This window comes from Streptomyces sp. NPDC059524, from assembly GCF_042749255.1.
In the GTDB taxonomy this organism is placed as follows: Bacteria; Actinomycetota; Actinomycetes; order Streptomycetales; family Streptomycetaceae; genus Streptomyces; species Streptomyces xanthii.
This window is the reverse complement of the sequence record NZ_JBHYTK010000009.1, coordinates 63,271-78,523: the sequence shown is the minus strand read 5'-3', so window position 1 is coordinate 78,523 and position 15,253 is coordinate 63,271. Positions and strand designations below refer to the sequence as shown.

Genomic DNA, 15,253 nt, shown 5'->3' with positions numbered 1-15,253 from the left:
GGTATGGAATCCGTCAACCGGGGCTGCACCGGGCAACCGGCGGGGTTGGGGGTTTGTTTCCCCGGGCGGCCCGGCCGGGGCACCGGTTTACCCCGTGGGGGCCCGCGACCGGCTCGGGAGCGGTCGCCACCCTGCCTCTCGGTCTGGAGGGAGCCTGGGTCGACGAACAGATCGCCTTGCTCGACGCGGTGCGCAAGCAGTGGCCCAGCGAAGTGCTGGAGAGCTCCTACGGGGTTTTCGAATGGAAGAAGTCCTGAGGCCCGCAGATATCGAGGTCCTCAGATATCGAGGCCCTCAGATATCGAGGTCCTCAGGTAATCCCTCGCCCCGCGGCCGAAGAGTGCGTCTGGAGCCGACACCCGACGAGCACTACGCCTCCGGCGTTCCGTCGGCCGCGATCCGGCGGAAGCCGAGGTACGGGACGAGGGACTCGGGCAGGACGAGCGAGCCGTCCTCCTGCTGGCACTGCTCCAGGAGCGCGGCCAGGGTGCGGCCGACGGGCAGACCCGAGCCGTTGAGCGTGGCGACCAGCTTGGGCTTGCCGTCCGCTCCGCGAGTGCGGATGTTGGCACGGCGGGCCTGGAAGGTGCCGAAGTGCGAGACCGAGGAGATCTCCCGGTAGGTGTTCTGGCTGGGGATCCAGACCTCGATGTCGTACGTGAGCTGGGCGGAGAAGCCCGTGTCGCCGGCGGCCAGCTTGATGACCCGGTAGGCGAGGCCGAGCTCCTTCAGGCACGCCTCGGCGTGGCCGACCATCGTCTCCAGCTCCGCGTCGGCGGTCTCCGGGTCGACGATCTTGACCATCTCCACCTTGGAGAACTGGTGCTGACGGATCAGACCGCGGGTGTCGCGGCCGTACGAGCCGGCCTCCGAGCGGAAACACGGCGTGTGGGCCGTGAGCGCCAGGGGCAGCTCGGCCGGCGGGATGATCTCGTCGGCGTAGAGGTTGGTCAGCGGGACCTCGGCCGTCGGGATGAGGAACAGGTCGCGGTCGGCGGCACCCGTCTTGAACAGATCCTCCTCGAATTTCGGCAGCTGACCCGTGCCGGTCATCGTCTTGCGGGTCACCAGATACGGGACACCGTGCTCGACGTAGCCGTGGCGGCGCGTGTGGATGTCGAGGAAGAGCGTGGCCAGGGCGCGTTCCAGGGCGGCGCCCGCACCGCGGGAGACCGCGAAGCGCGAGCCGGACAGCTTCGTCGCGCGGGCGAAGTCGAGGATGCCGGTGGCCTCGCCCAAGTCGACGTGGTCCTTCGGCTCGAACGAGAACACCGGCGCAGTCCCCACGCGGCGCACCTCGATCGCGAACTCCTCGGAGTCGCCGTCGGGGGCCGAGTCGTCGGGGAGGTTCGGGATGGTCAGGAGCAGCTCGCGGAGCTCTTCCTGGACCGTTTCCAGGTCCGCCTCGATGTCACGGATCTGGTCCTTCAGCTCGCGGGCGCGCTCCTTCAGTTTGGAGATGTCCCCACCCTGCTTGGCCGTCCGCTGTACCTCGCTCGCCACCTGCTTGGACTCCGCCCGCAGCTCGTCGGCCGAACGGATGCCCTGGTTGCGCCGGGACTGGAGGTCTTCCAGCCGGGACAGGTCCAGGGTGTAACCGCGACGAGCGAGCCGACGTACCGCTTCGGCACCCAGTTCGATCAGGGCGCGGGCATCGTGCATGAGGAGGATCCTTCGTGTGAGGCGAGCGGGCTGGGAACAGACCCCGACGGTAGCAACCCCCGGCCCCTCACCGAACCTCGATATCGACGCGTCACCACCAGCGGTGATCTCCTTCAGCGGCGGCGCCTCCTCTTCTCTCACACCGTGCCGAACCATGCCTCTGCGAGTGATGGGAAGGATTCCTGGGCAGGCGCGGGCAGTTCTCTCAGGTACCAGGGAAGGTTGCTGTAGACGTGCAGCAACGTATAGGCCATGAGTTCACTCGGCTCGAAGCGGTTGCCGTATGCCTCGGTGAGCCGAGCCAGCAGGGCCGGATCCCCTCGGGTGACGAACAGACCCACACCGACGAAGTCGTAGGCGCGGTCACCGATCATCGCCGGCTCGAAGTCGAACAGACCGGTCAGGCGCCAGCCGTCGGGATCGACCAGGAAGTGCTGCTGCATGACCTCGGTATGCAGCAGGGAAGGCTGCGGGACTCGTGGCAACGCAACGGACGCGAGGAAGTCCGGAATCTGCTCCAGCCAGGCCTCTGACAGTCCACGGGCGCGCTGCTGCTCCACCGCGCCGACCGTTCGGCGATCCAGAAAGGCGCCCCAGTCCTCGGGGCCGAGGACGTCCCGCAGCGGGTCGGGGCTGAGGGCGTGCAACGCCGAGAGGGCCTCACCGATCTCGGCGACGAGCCGTTCACGATGATTCTGGGGCACGTGCTCCCAGAGGTGGGCGAGGTTCTTGCCGGGGAGCCGCGACATCAGGACGTACCGCCAGCCGTTCTCGTACGGACCGGACGCCCGCACCATAGGTGTCGGCACCGGCAGTCGCCCCTGGACATGGGCAAGGACGCGGCCTTCGGCGATTCCGTCCTGAGCGGCAGCTCCGGGGAAGAGCTTGAGCACGTGGTCGTCACCGACCGCGTAGACCGGCTGTGATCCGTCGGGGAAGCGAACCAGTGGGGCACCGGAGAACCCGAGACGCGCACAGAGGTCTTCCGCTCCAGGACGCATCACGCTCTCGTCGGAGACGACAGCGTCCCAGTCCTCATCCGTTTCCACCACAGGCAGCATGAACGGGACCGTAGGCCGCACCCGGACGGGCAGCAACGGAGTTTCGTCGACGCCACGGCCCAAGCAGCTGATGTGCCTGGGAAAAAAGATGCGGACGGCTGTCGATCTGCCCTCGTCCCGTTCGACGTCATGATGTGCGGCGCCTCGCCGCACAGTGACGCGACAGGACCTGAAGAGGAAACACATGGATCAACTGCTGAAAGTCATGAACTTCAACATCTCGAGTGACGGCATCGGCGCCGGCGAGCATCAGAGTCTCGAGAGTCCCTTCGGCCACGATCGTCCCGAGAGGCTGTTCGCCTGGGCGGGAGCCACGGCGAGCTGGCCCATGCGTACGGATGCCGGTGGGAGCCGGGGTCTGGACGACTACTTCACGCGCGACTTCGCACGCAACATCGGTGCCGAGATCATGGGCCGCAACAAGTTCGGACCCCAACGCGGGCCGTGGCCGGACCATGAGTGGCGCGGCTGGTGGGGCCAGGAGCCTCCGTTCCGCACTCCTGTCTTCGTCATGACCCATCACACGCGTCCGTCGTTCACGCTCTCCGACACCACGTTCCACTTCGTCGACGGTGACCCGGCCACGGTCCTCGAACAGGCGCGGGACGCGGCACAGGGCAAGGACGTCCGGCTCGGAGGCGGAGTCACCACGATCCGGCAGTTCCTCGACGCCGACCTCGTCGACACGATGCACGTGGCGGTCTCGCCCGTGAAGCTCGGGTCCGGACTGCGACTCTGGGAGTCTCCTGAGGACCTGCTCGACCGGTTCCACCTGGAGGTCGTCCCCAGCCCGAGCGGCGTGACGCACCACCTCTTCTGGCGAAGGTGACGCGAGTCCCCCTTGGGGCCGGCTGAAGGGCCGGCCCGCACTCGACGCAACCGGTGGGGCTCCCTCGCGAAGGGGAGCCCCACCGGGTCGTGTGTTACTCCACGGTGGGGCTCTTCCTTCTGTCGGAGTGAGGGTCACCACATCTGAGGGGCGCCTCTGCGTCGGGCGGTGCCAGTGGAGTTCCTCGGCGGGTTGGTGCGGTGCTTCCACACGACGGCCTCGATGGAGCATGCCGAAGTGATCGGCCCGGCGCCGTCCCCGGACCGAATCGGTCGGCACGAGCGACTCGATCCGGTGGTTTTCCCCATCTTTCGGGCACAGACGGCGGAGTTCGGGGATTCTGTCGAGGGACTTCTGAAACCACCGCAAGGAGAACCCTGGTGCGCCGCCCGACCCGCAAAGCCTTCGCCGCCCTCATCGCCGCAGCCGCCCTCGCCCTCCCCCTCCTCACCCCCACGCCCGCCTCGGCTGCCCCCACCACCAGCCGCTTCGCGAACTACCGCTACGGGGACTGCCTGCGCGAGACCGACGAAACCGGACTCAAGGGCGACCGCTGCTCCACCGGCCGCGGCAGCCTCAAGTGGCAGTGGAACGGCCGCCTCAACACCAGCACCACTGTCAAGAACAACTTCTGGGGCCGCTGCCTCGACAGCAACGACCGGGGCGACGTCTACCCCCTGCGCTGCAACGGCGGCTCCTACCAGAAGTGGCGCACCGTCCAGCCCTCCCCCCGCAGCGCCATCATGCTCCAGAGCGTCGGCACGGGCCGCTGCCTCTACCAGCAGGACAACGGCTACTACCGCACGGCCCGCTGCGACCGAAATGCCCAGAACCAGCGCTTCACCATCGGCTGACTGGATCTCTCGAACGCTTCAAGGCGCTGCTGCGACTGACTCGGTCATCTCCCCCGGGCCGCACACCTGCAGTCGAGCTGCCTCCCGACCGGCTGATCGACGGGCCTGAGATCACCCGCTTCTACGGCGGCCTGCTGATCGGGACGGTGATCAAGGCGCCGTCGCCGTCCTCATAGCCCCAGGGGGTGGCGGCACCGGCGGCCCGGCTCAGGTGCCAACATGTCCACGCAGCGGGAGCCGTAGGATTCCGTCCATGGTGACTGCGACTGTCCGCGAGTGGTACGACGAGGAAGGCTGGGGAGTTCTCGACTCACCCGAGACGCCTGGCGGCTGCTTCGGCCACTACTCCGACATCCAGGCGCCCGGCTTCCGCACGCTGTCGTCCGGCCAGCAGGTCGAACTCACATGGGAGGCCCCTGGCTTCAAGCGGGACGGGTACGACTTCCGCGCGGTGAGCATCGTGCCGCGGACTGCATGACGTGCACGGCGCCATCAGCGGTGGCGGTAGGCCCACAGTCTCCAGCAGCCCGCGAAGCCGCAGCACTCTTCACGTCGGCATGCGGTAGCTCCAGAGCTCCCGGTGGATCGAAGTGCCCGCACCGGCAAGGTCCACCTCGTTCGGCCCCGGCCGATCTCTCAGTCGAGCCCCTGGCTCAGACGGATTCGAAGGTCATCCAGATCATTCCCGGGCGGCCCGGGGCGACGGCGAACCAGAAGAGCGCGAGGGCCAGTTCGTCGATCGAATCGATGGGCTGGGACCGCTCGAACACCGACCTGCCGAACCACCCCTTGCGCCCGACGGCGACGATCCGGCCGTCCAACGACATCGTCGAGCGCCAGCGCCGCGTGTGCCGCACGTCGTACCTGCGGCCGTGCAGTGCGATCGCCCCGTCGTGGTCCCGCCGACGCGCAGGGCGCGGCCGGCCGTTGTCGACAGCCGCCTCGCCGACCGGATCCGCGCCGTCGAAGATCTGCACCGTGTGCTGCTGCTGCGGCCAGAGCCTGACGACCTGAAGGCGGGCATTGCGTTCCTGCTGCTGCCAGGTAGCCCGCCGCCGCCCCTGCGCATCGTGCAGGGACACCGTGGTGCCCTCGGCGTCGCTCGTCGCCGTCCAGCCGAACGGGGATGCCTGCTTCTTGGGTTCGCGCATCGCGCCTCCTTCATCTGTCAGGGTGGGCCGTACGAGGCATTGCTGATGGCCTCGCGCCACATACGGAGGCCATGCTCGCCCAGAACCCGGAATCGAGCGTTCCACCCAGCAGGGGGAGAGCTTACGGACCACCAGCCCGAGGACGACGACCACCGCGTGGACCGCACAGAGAACTGAGGGAAGGCTTGCCCGGTACCAGTGTCGGGGCGCACGGTCGGTCCCCGTGCCCCAGGCCGGCACTTCCGATCCAGGCACCGGCAAGGGATGATCACGAAGTTCCGTGCACCCGCGCGGTCCGGCTTGTACTCCTCGGGGGGACCATCCATGTACCGCCGCACGCGCCATACGGCCACGGCTCTGGCCGCCGTCGCACTCCTGACAGCCGTGACATCGGCCTGCTCCGGCTCGACCGAGACGCCAAGGGCTGCCTCGTCGACGAAGCCGGAAGCCGGCGCGCCAGACGCATCCCCTGCACAGAAGGCGTCTCGGCCCGACCACGAGCGACTCGACGACAAGGCCCGCCGTCTGCTCGACAGCACTGACGGTTCGAGCGCGGACGACGACGGCTTCATCGCATCCGGGACGCTCGCGATCCCCGGGCAGAACCTGGACAAGACCATCGCATCCGGCACCGCGCTGCGCGTAGAGGTGGCCTGCGCGGGAAACGGAGAGGTCACCTTCAGGGCCGTGTCCGGAACCGCCAGAGTCACCAGGCGCGTCGACTGCGCGCAGCCGGAGACGACGTCGTTCCGCCTGACCACGGCTGCCCCGCGCCTCGCAGTCCAGGCAGACTCCGCCACACCCGAAACTGTCGGCACCGCCTACTCGGTGCGCCGCGCCGACTGAGGTCGCACCCCACACTCCACCCCTGCCCATCTACATGGCACGGCAAAGTCCACGGACGCAGCACGCGGTTCCGGGACCGGCGGGGCGGCGTCCTGCGAGTCAGGTTCTTCCGGCTCGGGCGCCTGCTCCGGCTCCGGCATCACCGGGTCCGGCATCACCGGGCCCGTCGAGTCCTGGATCAGTCGGGCCACGGTGAGCCTCGTACTGAATGACTGCAACGACCCGTCGACCACGAGCAGGAACCCGTCGCCACTGTGGACGGCCCGCGTCTGCTGGGCGTGATCGCGGCGAGCCATCTGCTGCACGAGCCCCTGGCGGCGTCCTCCGGTGACTGACCGCGTCCGCGCCGCCCGCCCCACGAGGTGGTGGACCGGCGCCGGAACACTCCGGGGCCTCATGCCTGCCCCGATGCACCCATCTGACGCGGAAACTCGACGGGACCGCTGTCGAATCCCTGGATGCGTCCGTGCAGTTCCCATTGCCCCGCACCGTCACGCGTGAACTCGCACAAGGTCATGGCGGTAGCGGTGGACACCGTGGAGAAGTCGTCGGCCAGGAGCTCGGAGTACTTCTCCACGATCAGCGTTCCGGCGTGTGTGATGTCCCCGAAGGTGCGACGACCGCCGTCCTGGTGGATCACCACACCGACCACAACCCGTCCGAACGAGGGTGCCAGCCGGTCCAGTTCCAGGACCATCACCTCGACGAAGCCGAAGCCCTGCCCGGTCTCGCTGTGCCGGGTCATGTTGATGGTGCCGTCCGGCGACCTGCTCTCCGTATGCACCACGTACACGGGCCCCCCGTGCGGGTCCTCCACCGAATAGGTGGCAGCGACGATGTCGAGGTGGCGTGGCGGTTCACCCAACGGGCTGGGGTCCCAGCGCAGACGGACCTCCGGCTTGTGCACTCCGGTCCTGATCACTGTCACGAACTGGCACCTCCCCCACGCCGATACCTCCACCTCGCTCAAGTATGGCCCGTGACCTGCGACTTGACGCTCTCTTCACAGCCTTTTCCCAGCTCTTGCCCACAGCGAAGCCAGGACACCACCGCGGCTTCCTGATGCCCGAGCGCGGCGGCCGCGGATGCGGGAGAGGGGCTCAGCGCAGCCGTCGCGCGCGCAGCACCACGTCGTCGGTGTGGTGCGCGCCGGCGCCGCCGTCGGGGGCCACGCGTGGCCGCTGCTCGTTCACCTCCACCTTCCAGTCGTCGGTGAACACGGCGGCGACCATCGAGGGCCAGACGTAGTCGGCCGGGTCGAAACCGCTGTCGTGCTCGTGCTCGTGCTGGTTCTCCATCCCCGCGTGGTGCACGAGCAGCAGTACGCCGCCGGGGGCGACGGCCGCCAGCAGCGCTCGCTCGGCTGCGGCGTCGGGGGTTCGAAGCAAGGCCGGGTACTGCGCGGAGACGAGGTCGAAGGAGGCTGGCGGGAGCGCCGCTTCCGTCAGCGCGGCGTGCACCCAGCGCACGGTGACGTCCGCGTCGCGCGCGTGGCCGGCCGCGCGCTCCAGCGCCACGCCCGAGACCTCGAGCGCGGTCACGTCCCAGCCGCCGCGCGCAAGCCACACGGCGTCCGCGCCCTCGCCGCAGCCGACGTCGAGCACCCGCCCGGGCGTGAGTCCGGCGACCTCGGCCACGAGCGCGCCGTTGGGCTGACCGCTCCACAGCTGCTGCCGGTCGGCGTATCGGTTGTCCCACTCCTCCCGCACCGCGGGGTCCCCGACGTATCCGTCGCCGGGCAGGGAAGGGTCGGACGCGGGCGTTCCCGTTGTGATGTCGTCGGTCATAGGCCCAAGGTCACGCATCGCGGCCCGGTCGCGCCACTCCTGTTGCCACTCCGGCAAAACAGACGGGGCCCGCCCTCGTCCCGCCGGGGCAGCACCTCTCCGGCGATCAAAATCCAGATGCGAAACGGCCCGGGCCGCAGATAGCTTCGCCCTGATGACACTCCTGCTGAACGACTCCGCCCGGGCGCTGCTGGATGCGCCGCTCCCCGCCGTCCTGGCCACGGTCAATCCTGACGGTAGCCCGCAGACCTCGGTGGTCTGGGTCGGCCGCGACGGGGACGACCTGCTCGTCTCCACCGCCGCCGGGCGCCGCAAGGAGCGCAATCTGCGCCACGAGCCCCGTGCCAGCGTGACCGTCTACGACCCGGCCGACCCGTTGCGCTACGTCGAGATACGCGGCCTCGCGACGATCACCGAGGACATCGGGCGATCTCTGGCGGTCGGCCTCGCCGAACAGTACGAAGGGGCAGGCGCCGGCCAGGAGTACCTCGATCTCCCGGCCGAGGTTGTCCGTGTCGTCATCCGTATCAGCCCCACCAAGGTGATCGGCACCGCCGCGGCCTGACCGGTGCCGTCACCAGACCGCAGGCCCGCGCCTCAGCCGGTCCTGCGGTGCCGCCGTACCGTACGCCTGCTCCTCACGTGCGGGGCCCTGGTCACAGGGCGTCGCGGACCGCGGTCAGGATGTCCTCGGTGTCGGCGCCGAGTGCGCGGGCGGCGGAGGTGAAGTCCCGGGCCAGCGTGGTGAGTCGGTCGGCATCGTGCGTGTGCGGTTCGGGCGGGAGCGCCGCGACCCGGGTGCCCGCGCCGCGGCGGGTACGGATCAGTTCTGCGGCCTCCAGTTCACGATAGGCGCGGGCCACGGTGCCCGGTGCCAGGCCGAGGTCGACGGCGAGCTGGCGCACGGTCGGCAGGCGCTCGCCCTCCCCCAGCCGCCCGGTGCGGATCAGCGCGGCCAGCTGGGCGCGGATCTGCTCGTACGGCGGCACCTGGCTGGTGGTGTCGACGCGGACGGCGGGGTCACTCATCGTCGAAGGGGGTGTCGTCGGCTGCCTGGTCCTCGACCGCCCGGGGTGCCATCACGGTGACCAGGGACCATCCGAAGGTGAACAGGCTCAGCAGGCCCAGCGGGCAGACCACCACGATGGTGGCGGCTCCCAGTCGGCCGGCGCAGCCTTGCTCCGTCAGCGCGATGACGATCATCAGCACGACGAGCAGCAGCTGACTCGACACCAGCAGCCCCCAGGCTCCGGTGATCGCCCACGCCCGGTCGCGGCGCTGCTGATCGCTGCCCGGGCCGTGTGCGATGCGGCGCAGTGCCCAGAGGCAGACGGGGGTTCCGATCGCGAGGGCGGCGAACATCGGGCCGCTGTAGTACAGGCCGGGCCAGGGGCCGAGGGATGTGGGGATCCCTTCGCAGGTGACGGTGAGGACATGCCCCGCTCCGACCGTCCGGGCGGGGTCGGAGGAGGCGGTGACCGCGCCGATCACCAGCAGGGTGACGAGAGACGCCGCCTGCAGAAGGAGCAAGGGCGCCATGCGAGGCGGCACTTGGTCTCTGACCAGGCGCGGGGCGACGCTCGCGGTGCGAACCGCTTCCTGGGGGCGCAGGGTCAGGGCGTCGCCGAGCAGCACACCGCCCACGGCGCACAGGCCGAACGCGGTGATGGCCACCACCAGGGGCATCGTGATGTCGCCGCTCTCCACGGTCACCAACTGCTGCGCGGCCACGATGCCGATGGCCAGGCCGGACCAGCGGGCGTAGTAGTCGGCGTGGTCGAGGAGCCGGGACTGGAGCGGGGCGGTGTCGAGCATGCGGAGATCCCCTCCAGATCATCTTGTATCAAGTAGGGAGTACAAGATGCCCCTGCTCGGGATCTTGTGTCAAACGCTCGCTACAAGGTGAAGCATGCGGGCACAGCCTCTGAAGCACGGGAGTTGCCCCGCACCGGTGCGCGCTTCGCCATTCCTGTTCCGCGATCAGGCCGAGGCTGCCAGGATGCCTGCACGCTTTCGTTCCTGGCGTGGTCCGGACTCCCGGGCTCTGCCGCACAGCACATGGTCCGCGTGTCCGTGTGACCCCGTCGGCGTGCGGGGGGCCTCGGTCGCCGGGTCGGAAGCCTGTTCGTAGGTGTAGGGAGGATGGGTCCGTGTTCGTAGGGCGCGAGCGGGAACTGGCCGGGCTGCAGAGCGCGTTGCAGGTCCACCGGCTGGTGACTGTGACCGGTGTCGGAGGCGTGGGAAAGTCGCGGCTGGTGCGGCAGGCGGTGGATCTCGGCCTGCTGGGTGAGCCGGCGGAAGCGTGCTGGGCGGATCTGTGGCAGCTGCGCGATGACGAGCTGCTCGCGGCGCTCGTGGCTGATGCGTGCGATCTGTCCGATCACACGCCGAGAATGCCGGTGGACGTGATCTGCAACTGGATCGGTGACCGCGAACTGCTGCTGGTGCTCGATTCCTGCGAGCATCTGCTGAGCGCGTGCCGGAACCTGGTACGGGTGCTGCTCGAGAAGTGTCCGCGGCTGAGGATCGTGGCCACCAGCCGCGAACTGTTCCACCTGGAGGAGGAGTTCGTCGCGGTGGTACAGCCGCTGCCGAGCGCCACCGATGCCGCCGAGCTGTTCCTGCGGCGCGCCACGGAATCGGGCCACGTGCCGGAGCCCGGCGATCTGAACCAGGTCACCGAACTATGCGCGTACCTCGACGGGCTTCCGCTGGCACTGGAGCTGGCCGCGGGGGCACTGCGGCAGTGCAGCATCGAGGACCTTCTGCAGCGACCCCGGCACGAGCTGAGCCGGGACGAGGACGAGATACGCCCCATGGGGCCCCGCCGGCACGACGTGCTGCGAACCGCGCTCGGCTGGAGCCATGAACTGTGCACGCCCGCGGAGCGCCTGCTGTGGGCCCGGCTGTCCATCTTCCACGGGCACTTCGACGAGACCTCGGCCGTGGCCCTGTGTTCCGGCGGCCCTCTCTCCGCCTTCGACGTGAGCCATGCTCTGGCCGGTCTGCTGGACAAGTCCGTCGTGAGCATCCGCCGCGGGCGGCTCCTGCTGCTCGACACGGTGCGCGAGTACGGGTACCTGTGGCTCGGCGAGCTCGGTGAGCTGGAGGCGATGGCGAACCGGCACGCCGAGTACTACCTGACCCAGGCGCAGCAGGCGGACGCCACGTGGACGAGCGCCGAGCAGACCGGCTGGTATCGCACCATCAAGGAGGCGCACCCCGACCTGTGCGCGGCCCTGGACCACCTGATCGGCCACGACGTCGATGCGGCGCTCGAACTGGCCACCTTGACCGGCTTCTACTGGACCTGCTGCGGACACGCGCACACCGCGCAGCTCTATCTCTCCCGCACGCTGAAAGCGTGCGACAGCCCAGGGCCGGTTCGGCAACGGGCCGTGTGGGCCCTCGGGTTGACCCATCTCCTCCAGGGAAATCACGCCACGGGCACGCACCTGGCGCGCCAGTGCCTGGAGAACGCCCGTGAGACCGAGGACGCGACCGCGCTGCTGCGGGCCGCCTATCTGCAGGCCATGAGCGACCTGTTGCAGGGCCATGCCCAGGAGAGCCTGGACCTCCTCGAGCACGCCCTGGAGAACGCGAGCGCACACAGCACGGACACGGAAGAACCCGCGCCCCAGGCCGTGATGATGTGCCGGATGCTGCGCCTGTTCGCCCTCACCGGGCTCGGGGAGTTGAAGGAGAGTCTGGAATCGGCCCAGGCCCTGCGTTCGGAGTGCGTCGCCATGGGCGAGCACTGGATCCGCTCGTACGCCGACTACCAGATGTGCGTGATCGCGCTGCGCGAGCAGGACAACGAACGGTCCCTGGAGTACGCGCGTTCGATGCTGCACGCGAAGCAGCGGATCGGCGACACCTTCGGCATCGCGCTGGGGCTCGACATGCTGGCCGCGGCCTTCTCCGCCAACGGGGACGGTCATTCCGCGGCGCTCGCGTCCGGCGCCGGCCAGCGACTGTGGGACGCGGTGGGTCACCCGCAGCGCGGCGCCCCGGACGTGGCGCCGCTGCGCGAGGCGGGCGAGGACGTGGCGCGCAGGCTGGTGGGTACCGGGACCTACGAGTCGTACCGCAGCGAGGCCGCCCACGCGGACCCCGGCGAGATGCTCGCCTGGGCGGCCGGTGGTGAGTCACCGCTGTAGGGCGCGGGCGCGACGCGATCGTACGAGACGACTTTCCTGGGTGATCACCCGTTTGCCGCGTTCGGTGTGACTTTCGCGCCGTCGCTGCAAAGTGGTCAGAAGCCTTGTGCCGCCTGGCCAAAGTCCGTTTCGACCGCACCTCGCCGCATGGGGGCGCGCGGTAGTGAAAGCCCGCGCACGAATTCGACCGCGCGCACCCCCTGACGCAACGGGATTCAACGATCGGACGCTGGTAGCTTCCGGCCTCATGATCAATTCGATTCCCGAGGGTCCGGGTGCCCTGCGGCACCTCATGCCGATGCCGCGGGGGCCGGAGGTCGTCCGCCCCACGCTGCTCCGAGCCTCCGAGGAAGACGACCGCGCCGCCGTCGACGCCCTGCTCGCCTCCGGGTCCGTACGCGAGCGGCATGACCGGATCGACGAGCAGCTCGCCGAGCTGGTGCGCTGCCTGCGCCCGCACGACGCACTCGCGGGGAGCCGACTGGAGCGCGCCGTGGCGGAGTTCACCGGTGGCGCCGAGCTGAGCCGCTACGGCACCTGGGCGTGGTACCCGTGGTCCGGACGTCTCGTGCACGTTCTGCCCCGCGAGGAGTTCCGGCGCGTACGCACCGACCGCAATCGCGGCAAGATCGCCATCGCCGAGCAGCAGAGCCTGCTCGCCCGGCGGATCGGGGTCGTCGGCCTGTCCGTGGGCAACAGCGCCGCCCTCACCTGTGCCATGGAGGGCGTCGCAGGATCGTTCCGCCTGGCCGACTTCGACACACTCGGCCTCAGCAACCTCAACCGGCTACGGGCCGGTGTACACCACTTGGGCCTGCCCAAGACGGTGCTGTGCGCACGGCAGATGTACGAGATCGACCCCTACCTCGACATCGAGCTCTGGCACGAGGGACTCACCGAGGACACCATCGACGCCTTCTTCGGAGCCCCGGACCGCCCGCTCGACCTGGTGATCGAGGAGTGCGACACCCCCTGGGTCAAGACCGCCACGCGTGAGCACGCCCGACGGCGCGGTGTCCCGGTCCTGATGGACACCAATGACCGGGGGCTGCTGGACGTCGAGCGCTTCGACCTCGAGCCGGACCGGCCTCTGTTCCACGGCCGCGGCGGCGACTTGAGCTCCGAGGACGTACGCCGGCTCGCACCTGCCGACACCCTGGCCTACCTGCTGCGCGTCTGCGACGAGAGCCGGCTCAGTCCCGCCATGAAAGACGCCATCGGCCAGATCGGGCACACCCTGTCCAGCTGGCCGCAGCTGGCCAGCGGGGTGACGCTGGGCGGCGCCCTGGTCACCGACACCGCGCGCCGCATTCTCCTCGGCTCCCCCGTGCCCTCGGGCCGCTACTACGCGGACCTCGAACGGCTCGTCGGCGCCATCGACCCCGAACTCGTCCCCGCAGGAGCAGCCGGGTGAACCACCTGCCCGAACTCCACGGCGAGCACCTGTGGTTGCGCGAACTTCGCGCCACCGACCTGGCCGCGTTCGAACGCATCCACACCCACCGTGTCCTCACCCGCTACCTCGGTGTCGACCGGATGGACGCCCGTCAGGCCCAGGACGCGTTCGCGCAGCATCTCGCCCAGCCCTACACCCACCCGCGGCGCAAGCACACCCTGGCCGTCTGCCCACCCGGCCAGGACGTCATGGTCGGCACCATGGGCCTGCTCGTCGAGGAGTACGGCCGCAACGCCATGCTCACCAGCCTGGTCCTGCTCCCCGACGCGCCCGTGCGGGGGCACGGTCACGAGGCGGGGCGTCTCCTGATGGCTTACGGATTCGGGCACTTGGGGCTGCATCGCATCTGGGCCGGGCACCGCGCGGATCACACCCGCATGCGCGAGGTGATGCTCGCGGCGGGGCTGCAACCCGAGGCCACGCTGCGGGAGCTGTTCCACACCCAGGGCCGGTGGCACGACGTCACCACCTACGCGGCACTGGCGCCCGCATGGACCCGACAGGCCACCCCCTGCGAGCAGGCCATCCTCCGCGGAGCCGCCATCCCCTCCCCTGCCGCCGGCTCCGGCGTCGCACCGGCGCAGTCCGCGCTCGCGGCGACGACCGGCCGGTGAACCAATCGGTCGGCGCCGACACACGTGGTGGTCGCGGGCATGGGGCTACTGCCTCATGACGCGCTTCCTTCCCCGAGCGGGAACGACGCCCGTTCCTGCCACTTCGTGCCGTCGTGCACGATGAGCTCGACCGACGAGACGCGCGAGGTGACGGGGAGGCCGGCTGCCAGGCCGGCCTCCACCTCTTCCAGGACCGCCTCTTCCTGGCCTTGGGCGATGGTCAGGTGCGGCACGATCTCGGGGAACCGGCCCCCGTACGGCGGGGCCTCAGGCCATCGCTCCGCGAGCGCCTCGGTGAGCTGCCGCACCTGCGTGTCGGGCTCCGGAACGAGATACGACACTCCCGGCAGCCGTCCACACCTCTCGAAGCGCAGGTCGAAGGCCGGGTGGCTGCCCAGCAGGTCCGCGAGAGCGGAGTGGACCGACGCGTCGATTCGGCTCTCACCGAGGAACGGGAAGAGCACGGTGATGTGGGCGGGGACCCCGGCCTGGGCCGAGGGGTCCAGCCGTTCACGCCATGTGTGGACGGCTGGTTCCGCCTCCGGGATCCGGACGATGAGGGCCGTCTGGCCCGCCTGAAACGCACTACCGCTGTCGTCTGCCATGACACCGCATGCTGTCACCTCTCCCGCACTCTGCACTCCTGCTTTTCCGGCTGAACGATCAAGACCGATCGCAGGTCAGGCGCACTCACCGGGGTCCGAGGCGCCCCTGCGCCCGACGGTCAGCCGCACGCCGGGCGGGCCCCGGGGGGGGCCGGGGCCGCCCGCGCGGGGGGGCGCCGCTACTCACCTCGGACCGGCGCGGCCAGCCCGGGGGCGGGCGCCCCCCGC

16 protein-coding genes and 1 pseudogene are annotated in these 15,253 nt (G+C 69.7%); 9 read left to right on the top strand and 8 right to left on the bottom strand.

Annotation, left to right across the window (positions count from 1 at the left end):
• Positions 1-257 (top strand): annotated as a pseudogene (locus tag ACFW9D_RS04450) (hypothetical protein); the annotation flags it as partial.
• Between the two features lie 112 nt (positions 258-369).
• Here the strand turns inward: ACFW9D_RS04450 and serS are convergent.
• Positions 370-1,662: a serine--tRNA ligase gene (gene serS / locus ACFW9D_RS04445; protein WP_384617651.1), complete on the bottom strand. Its 1,293-nt coding sequence runs from the start codon at positions 1,660-1,662 to the stop codon at positions 370-372.
• 137 nt (positions 1,663-1,799) lie between these two features.
• Entirely contained in the window at positions 1,800-2,723 is a 924-nt protein-coding gene (locus ACFW9D_RS04440) for an aminoglycoside phosphotransferase family protein (protein ID WP_384617648.1), read from the bottom strand.
• Between the two features lie 184 nt (positions 2,724-2,907).
• On the opposite strand from ACFW9D_RS04440, the gene ACFW9D_RS04435 reads away from it, so the two are divergent.
• The 3 genes from ACFW9D_RS04435 (at position 2,908) to ACFW9D_RS04425 (ending at position 4,884) form a co-directional block, all read left to right on the top strand.
• Positions 2,908-3,552 (top strand): dihydrofolate reductase family protein, encoded by a 645-nt coding sequence (locus ACFW9D_RS04435; protein ID WP_384617645.1) that lies wholly within the window; start codon positions 2,908-2,910, stop codon positions 3,550-3,552.
• Positions 3,553-3,932: 380 nt separating this feature from the next.
• Complete coding sequence (locus tag ACFW9D_RS04430; protein ID WP_384617642.1) at positions 3,933-4,406, top strand: hypothetical protein; 474 nt, start codon at positions 3,933-3,935, stop codon at positions 4,404-4,406.
• A 253-nt stretch (positions 4,407-4,659) separates the two neighbouring features.
• Positions 4,660-4,884: a cold-shock protein gene (locus ACFW9D_RS04425; RefSeq protein WP_384617640.1), complete on the top strand. Its 225-nt coding sequence runs from the start codon at positions 4,660-4,662 to the stop codon at positions 4,882-4,884.
• 175 nt (positions 4,885-5,059) lie between these two features.
• Here the strand turns inward: ACFW9D_RS04425 and ACFW9D_RS04420 are convergent, their stop codons facing one another.
• Complete coding sequence (locus ACFW9D_RS04420) at positions 5,060-5,557, bottom strand: hypothetical protein (RefSeq protein ID WP_384617637.1); 498 nt, start codon at positions 5,555-5,557, stop codon at positions 5,060-5,062.
• 324 nt (positions 5,558-5,881) lie between these two features.
• Here ACFW9D_RS04420 and ACFW9D_RS04415 point away from each other — a divergent pair, with 324 nt between their 5' ends.
• Positions 5,882-6,403, top strand: coding sequence for a hypothetical protein (locus ACFW9D_RS04415; RefSeq protein WP_384617634.1), 522 nt, complete (start codon positions 5,882-5,884; stop codon positions 6,401-6,403).
• Between the two features lie 394 nt (positions 6,404-6,797).
• Here the strand turns inward: ACFW9D_RS04415 and ACFW9D_RS04410 are convergent, their stop codons facing one another.
• Together ACFW9D_RS04410 and ACFW9D_RS04405 are read right to left on the bottom strand one after the other, a co-directional pair.
• Complete coding sequence (locus ACFW9D_RS04410; RefSeq protein WP_384617631.1) at positions 6,798-7,331, bottom strand: TerD family protein; 534 nt, start codon at positions 7,329-7,331, stop codon at positions 6,798-6,800.
• Between the two features lie 172 nt (positions 7,332-7,503).
• Entirely contained in the window at positions 7,504-8,190 is a 687-nt protein-coding gene (locus ACFW9D_RS04405; protein WP_384617628.1) for a class I SAM-dependent methyltransferase, read from the bottom strand.
• Positions 8,191-8,344: 154 nt separating this feature from the next.
• Here ACFW9D_RS04405 and ACFW9D_RS04400 point away from each other — a divergent pair, with 154 nt between their 5' ends.
• Positions 8,345-8,755 carry a PPOX class F420-dependent oxidoreductase gene (locus ACFW9D_RS04400; protein ID WP_384617625.1) on the top strand — a complete coding sequence of 137 codons (411 nt, stop codon included), beginning with the start codon at positions 8,345-8,347 and terminating at the stop codon, positions 8,753-8,755.
• Between the two features lie 91 nt (positions 8,756-8,846).
• On the opposite strand, the gene ACFW9D_RS04395 is transcribed toward ACFW9D_RS04400, so the two are convergent.
• Positions 8,847-9,218, bottom strand: coding sequence for a GntR family transcriptional regulator (locus tag ACFW9D_RS04395; protein ID WP_188335019.1), 372 nt, complete (start codon positions 9,216-9,218; stop codon positions 8,847-8,849).
• Complete coding sequence (locus tag ACFW9D_RS04390) at positions 9,211-10,005, bottom strand: hypothetical protein (protein ID WP_188335020.1); 795 nt, start codon at positions 10,003-10,005, stop codon at positions 9,211-9,213. The genes ACFW9D_RS04395 and ACFW9D_RS04390 overlap by 8 nt, the downstream gene beginning before the upstream one ends.
• Before the next feature lie 335 nt (positions 10,006-10,340).
• Here ACFW9D_RS04390 and ACFW9D_RS04385 point away from each other — a divergent pair, with 335 nt between their 5' ends.
• From ACFW9D_RS04385 to ACFW9D_RS04375, 3 genes are all read left to right on the top strand, one after another.
• Complete coding sequence (locus ACFW9D_RS04385) at positions 10,341-12,350, top strand: ATP-binding protein (RefSeq protein ID WP_384617621.1); 2,010 nt, start codon at positions 10,341-10,343, stop codon at positions 12,348-12,350.
• A gap of 247 nt (positions 12,351-12,597) precedes the next feature.
• The gene (locus tag ACFW9D_RS04380; protein WP_384617618.1) at positions 12,598-13,764 is read left to right on the top strand and encodes a ThiF family adenylyltransferase; all 1,167 of its coding nucleotides are present in this window, start codon (positions 12,598-12,600) and stop codon (positions 13,762-13,764) included.
• Positions 13,761-14,420 (top strand): GNAT family N-acetyltransferase, encoded by a 660-nt coding sequence (locus ACFW9D_RS04375; RefSeq protein ID WP_384617615.1) that lies wholly within the window; start codon positions 13,761-13,763, stop codon positions 14,418-14,420. The genes ACFW9D_RS04380 and ACFW9D_RS04375 overlap by 4 nt, the downstream gene beginning before the upstream one ends.
• A gap of 53 nt (positions 14,421-14,473) precedes the next feature.
• Here ACFW9D_RS04375 and ACFW9D_RS04370 read toward each other — a convergent pair whose 3' ends face one another.
• Positions 14,474-15,025, bottom strand: coding sequence for a 2'-5' RNA ligase family protein (locus tag ACFW9D_RS04370; protein WP_384617612.1), 552 nt, complete (start codon positions 15,023-15,025; stop codon positions 14,474-14,476).
• Positions 15,026-15,253 lie beyond the last annotated feature (228 nt).

Bases quoted from the DNA above. Each gene is read 5' to 3' on its own strand.
- ACFW9D_RS04380 (WP_384617618.1), top strand. From the start codon at position 12,598: ATGATCAATTCGATTCCCGAGGGTCCGGGTGCCCTGCGGCACCTCATG.
- ACFW9D_RS04435 (WP_384617645.1), top strand. From the start codon at position 2,908: ATGGATCAACTGCTGAAAGTCATGAACTTCAACATCTCGAGTGACGGC.
- serS (WP_384617651.1), bottom strand. From the start codon at position 1,662: ATGCACGATGCCCGCGCCCTGATCGAACTGGGTGCCGAAGCGGTACGT.
- ACFW9D_RS04405 (WP_384617628.1), bottom strand. From the start codon at position 8,190: ATGACCGACGACATCACAACGGGAACGCCCGCGTCCGACCCTTCCCTG.
- ACFW9D_RS04415 (WP_384617634.1), top strand. From the start codon at position 5,882: ATGTACCGCCGCACGCGCCATACGGCCACGGCTCTGGCCGCCGTCGCA.
- ACFW9D_RS04440 (WP_384617648.1), bottom strand. From the start codon at position 2,723: ATGCTGCCTGTGGTGGAAACGGATGAGGACTGGGACGCTGTCGTCTCC.
- ACFW9D_RS04420 (WP_384617637.1), bottom strand. From the start codon at position 5,557: ATGCGCGAACCCAAGAAGCAGGCATCCCCGTTCGGCTGGACGGCGACG.
- ACFW9D_RS04425 (WP_384617640.1), top strand. From the start codon at position 4,660: ATGGTGACTGCGACTGTCCGCGAGTGGTACGACGAGGAAGGCTGGGGA.
- ACFW9D_RS04390 (WP_188335020.1), bottom strand. From the start codon at position 10,005: ATGCTCGACACCGCCCCGCTCCAGTCCCGGCTCCTCGACCACGCCGAC.
- ACFW9D_RS04370 (WP_384617612.1), bottom strand. From the start codon at position 15,025: ATGGCAGACGACAGCGGTAGTGCGTTTCAGGCGGGCCAGACGGCCCTC.
- ACFW9D_RS04400 (WP_384617625.1), top strand. From the start codon at position 8,345: ATGACACTCCTGCTGAACGACTCCGCCCGGGCGCTGCTGGATGCGCCG.
- ACFW9D_RS04395 (WP_188335019.1), bottom strand. From the start codon at position 9,218: ATGAGTGACCCCGCCGTCCGCGTCGACACCACCAGCCAGGTGCCGCCG.